We start from the raw sequence: 4,569 nt of genomic DNA on the forward strand, positions 1-4,569 counted from the left end.
TCTTCAACGGGGCGGCGAAGGACGAGAGCACGCGTGTCGTTCTCTGGCATGGCGCGGGAGATTCGTTCTGTGCCGGCAACGATATCGACGATTTTCTCAAGAATCCTCCCGGACCAGGCGAATCGCCACAGGCCAGGCTGATGGACGCGCTGCTCAACTTCGACAAGCCGCTGGTCGCCGCGGTCCACGGCGCCGCGATCGGCGGCGGCACCACCATGCTGACGCACTGCGACTTCATCTACGCGGGCGAAAGTGCAAAATTCCAGATGCCCTTCATCAATCTGGCCGTCGTTCCCGAGTTCGGATCGAGCTGCTCCGTGCCGGCGCGGATCGGTCACGTCCGTGCGGCCGAACTGATCCTGTTGGGAGCTCCCTTTGATGCCGGGCGCGCCGCGGAGCTGGGCCTGGTGACCGAGGTCGTCCCCGACAACGATCTCCGGGCGAAAGCAACCGACACGGCCCGGAAACTGGCAGCGAAGCCGTCCGCGGCGCTGCGGGCCAGCAAGAGGCTCATGAAGCAGCCATTTCGCGAGCAGATCAAGGCCGCGATGAAGGCCGAGAACGAGGAGTTCAGCGCGCAAGTCCGCTCTGACGACGCAAGAGAAGCGTTCACGGCTTTCGTGGAAAAGCGCAAGCCCGACTTCACGCGAAACATCAAGTCGCAAGCGACGGTATGACCATGGAAAAGTCGATGAATGTGTGCGTGTTGGTTGGAAGCCTCCGGAAGGCGTCGTTCAACGGGGCGCTGGCGAAAGCACTGGTGTCGCTGGCGCCGTCCTCGATGAAGCTCGACATCGTCGAGATCGGAGGATTGCCGTTCTACAACGAGGATCTCGATACCGCTGCCCCGCCCGCGCAATGGACCGCGTTCCGCCAGCGCATCAAGGCCGCTGACGCGGTTCTGTTCGTCACGCCGGAATATAACCGGTCGGTGCCGGCCGTGCTCAAGAACGCACTGGATGTCGGTTCAAGGCCGTATGGACGTAGCGTCTGGGATCGCAAGCCGGGTGCGATCGTCAGCGGCTCGCCCGGCGCGATCGGAGGCTTCGGCGCCAATCATCATCTCCGGCAGTCGCTCGTGTTCCTGAACGTGCCGACCCTGCAGCAGCCTGAGGCCTACCWTGGTCACGTCGACAAGCTTTTCGATGAGCAGGGCAAGCTCGCCGGCGACGGCACCCGAAAATTTCTGGAAGGGTTCATGCAGGCGTTCGCCAATTGGGCCGAGACGATCCGGTCGCAGGGTCAGCCGGTGTGATGCCCTGCAGCAAGAGCGAGCGGCATCGCGAGGTGACGCTCAAAAATGAACCGGCCGCATTTGCTCGAATTCGTCGCGGCACGCCCTGCTGAAGTCATGCAACAGATCGATCGTGCCGTCGATCGCCATTTCGCGCAGTTCGACGAAGCTCTTGTCCGGCTCCAGATAGGTGTCCAGGATTTTTCGGGTGACGTCTTCGGCATGATGGACCACCGGCATTGAAGATATCGCCCGCATCGCGCTCATTTTGGCGTAAAGGCTGACCAGGCTGGGAATGTCGGCCTTATCGTGCTGGAGCGCATCGATGTAGCATTTGGCGGCGTCTTCGATGAAGTCCCTGTACAAGGTCTGCCGGCGAGTCTCCTCGTGAAGGACCCACTGGGCGCGGACCTGGCTTCGCTGGCTGCGCCAATTCGCTATTCCGCTTGTCAGGCCGCCCACGGCTGCTCCAGTGAGCGCGGCGAGTGCGGAGATGATGGAGGCGTCCACAGATGCTATCTCCGATCGGCTTCGAAAACCGGCAGTGACGGTTATCGGGCCCGGCTTCGACTATGACGCGGACGACCGTGGTCCTTCGGAAATCAGCCGTGAGCTCCGTTGCCCCGACAGATACGACCAGAGCCACTGCGTCTGGACCCGAAACCTGTTCTGGAGCTGCGGCAGCGCGAGCACGTGTAATGCGGCCCACACCAGCCAGGTCAGAAAGCCGCTGCTGCGCAAATGGCGGGTCTCGAGGATCGCGAAATTCTTGCCGACCACCGCCATGTTCCCTTTGTTGCGGTACCGGAACGGTCGGCCATCCTTGTGTCCCCTGACACGGTTGGCGATGACATGCCCGACAAATCGTCCCTGCTGAATCGCTGCCTGCGCCACACCGGGGACGGGATGCCCATCCTGGGTCATCGTGGCAGCATCTCCCGCGACAAACACGTTGGGCGCCTCGGCGATGTCCATGTAGGCGCCGACGAATGCGCGCCCGGCGCGGTCCGTCTGCGTCCCGAGCATTTTCACGACCGGCGAGGCGCTGACGCCTGCTGTCCACAGTACGGTGGCGCTGGGAATGCGGACGCCGGCCGCGATCACGCCCTGATCGTCGACCTTCTCGACCTTCACGCCCGTCGACACCTCGACGCCGAGCTTCGCAAGTCGCTTGGCCGCCTTTCGCGACAGCGATTCCGCAAAGGTCGGCAGAATACGGGTGCCGCCGTCCAACAGGATAATGCGGCTCTTGGCCGGGTCGATCTTGCGGAAATTGTTGCGCAGGGTCACCGAGACCAGTTGAGCGATCGAAGCGGCAAGCTCGACGCCGGTCGGGCCGGCACCCACCAGAACGAATGTCGTCTGGCGTGCGCGTTCCTGCTCGTCATCGGTTGCTTCCGCCAATTCAAACGCACTGAGGATCTTGGTCCGGATCGTTTCGGCGTCGTTCAGGCTCTTGAGGCCGGGTGCGAACCGCGCGAACTCGTCATGACCGAAATAGCTCGGATGCATTCCGGTCGCGATCACCAGGAAGTCGTAGTCGAGTTTTCGACTGCCAATCTCCGGGCAAATGGCCTCGACCGTGCGAGCCCCGAGATTGATGCCCTTGACCTCGGCCAGCAACACGCCGAGATTCTTCTGTTTCGCCTCGAGCTGCCGGATCGGCGCCGCGATCTCGGATGGTGCCAGAACAGCGGTGGCGACCTGGTACAGCAGCGGCTGAAAGATGTGGTGATTGCGGCGGTCGATCAGCGTGATGTCGACATCGGCTCGCTTCAGTGCCCGTGCCGCCGCAATACCGGCAAAGCCACCGCCGACGATCAGGACGCGCTTCTTGCCTGGTGTCGCTCGTGTCAATGGCGGTTTTTCCTGCGGGAACGATCTGGTCAAAACTGTCGTCATGGGTGCACCGACTCTTGGGGGCCAGCCGGCCCGACAGCATAGATACAGCGGAGGTGCGGACCGTTCTTGGATGGCGCTGCGGCGCATTGAACGGCCGTGCCTCATCATACGGTCTCCAATGCAGCCTCGCAGGCCAGCGGCTCGCGATATGGCGTATCCCTTTTCAGATTGGTCAATTGCGCTGTGCGGTCCAGTAGCCAGAGCATCGTTCACTTCCCGTGTGACCGCTCCATCTCCCGCTGCCTGTGGTCCCCGTAAGCCTACCCGTGCCAGACGCAAATTTTTCGTGAACCGTCACTGACGCTCGAACCGAACCGAATCTTGCAACGTATCCTCTGAATTTCACCAGATTGGGATGGGTCACGATGCCGTCGGAAATATTGACGGTGAAGTTGTAGCTGGGATCGCACGTGCCCCTTTGCGTCACGAAGACAAGATCCCAGGAGCCGTCATAGGCGGATCGCGCCTGCGCGGCGGACGCCGAGGCCATGAGGCAGACTGTTGCAATCATCCAGAGTGACGACGTCTTCATCGATAGTCCTCCAAGCCGCGTTGCGGGTATTCGAACGATGATCTGCTTTAGAAAAAAGCCGGTGCGGCGCGCTTGTCGAAACGTGCTCAGATTGTCCTGAATCGTGCGATCGCAGCGCGTGTCGTCAAATCGGGATTCGTCAGCAGACAGTTTTGAGCATGATTGGCCCCAATCGAGCAGCCGCGTTCAATCGCCGTTGAGGGCGCGAATGCATATTGCCTGCACGCATCGACAGCCAGCCGAACACGAGAGACGACACCCTTGAGAGAACCTGGAGCAGCGAGATGAACTCTGAATCCATCGCTGTCCAGCCTGGAGAGAAGCCGGCACGCGTCGCATTATCCTTTCATTCGCGTGCATCCGACTTCGCCGCGCTCGCAAAGCCGCGGGTGATGATGCTTGCCGTCTTCACCGCGCTCGTCGGGCTGAGCATCGCCCCGGTTCGGCCAGCCCCGCCGATGCTGCTCGTCGCGATCCTTGCCATTGCCGCGGGAGCCGGAGCCGCCGGCGCACTCAATATGTGGTACGACGCCGATATCGATGCGGTCATGACCCGCACGGTCACGCGGCCAATTCCCCGCGGCAAGGTCTCCCGGTTCGCGGCGTTTGTCTTTGGCCTCCTTCTGGGCGGATCCGCCGTGGTGGTCCTCGGCATGGCGACGAACCTGCTCGCTGCCGCATTGTTGGCCGGAACGATCCTCTTTTATATCGTCGTGTACACGGCGTGGCTGAAGCGGACGACGCCACAGAACATCGTCATCGGCGGCGCCGCCGGTGCGCTTCCGCCCGTGGTCGGATGGGCCGCGGCAACCGGCGACATCGGGGTAGAGCCGCTTGCGCTGTTCCTCATCATCTTCCTGTGGACGCCGCCGCATTTCTGGGCGCTGGCGCTCAACCGCAC

General features: G+C 62.1%; 5 protein-coding genes. 3 read left to right on the forward strand and 2 right to left on the reverse strand.

Annotated elements, in window-relative coordinates:
• Together ACXJL8_RS34665 and ACXJL8_RS34670 are read left to right on the forward strand one after the other, a co-directional pair.
• A partial coding sequence (locus ACXJL8_RS34665; RefSeq protein WP_456686412.1) for an enoyl-CoA hydratase-related protein occupies nucleotides 1-677 on the forward strand: 677 nt, incomplete at its 5' end.
• A 2-nt stretch (nucleotides 678-679) separates the two neighbouring features.
• Nucleotides 680-1,255, forward strand: a complete 576-nt coding sequence (locus ACXJL8_RS34670) for an NADPH-dependent FMN reductase (RefSeq protein WP_456686414.1) — start codon at nucleotides 680-682, stop codon at nucleotides 1,253-1,255.
• 39 nt (nucleotides 1,256-1,294) lie between these two features.
• Here the strand turns inward: ACXJL8_RS34670 and ACXJL8_RS34675 are convergent, their stop codons facing one another.
• Entirely contained in the window at nucleotides 1,295-1,744 is a 450-nt protein-coding gene (locus ACXJL8_RS34675) for a hypothetical protein (RefSeq protein ID WP_456621808.1), read from the reverse strand.
• Nucleotides 1,745-1,804: 60 nt separating this feature from the next.
• Entirely contained in the window at nucleotides 1,805-3,244 is a 1,440-nt protein-coding gene (locus ACXJL8_RS34680) for an NAD(P)/FAD-dependent oxidoreductase (RefSeq protein ID WP_456686413.1), read from the reverse strand.
• Between the two features lie 708 nt (nucleotides 3,245-3,952).
• Between ACXJL8_RS34680 and cyoE the strand changes: the two genes are divergently transcribed.
• On the forward strand, nucleotides 3,953-4,569 hold a 617-nt coding region (cyoE, locus tag ACXJL8_RS34685; protein WP_456686415.1), incomplete at its 3' end, for a heme o synthase.

This window comes from Bradyrhizobium sp. P5_C11_2, assembly GCF_054049755.1.

Excerpts from the sequence above, each read along its gene's own strand:
- ACXJL8_RS34680 (WP_456686413.1), bottom strand. The coding sequence starts at position 3,244 with ATGATGAGGCACGGCCGTTCAATGCGCCGCAGCGCCATCCAAGAACGG.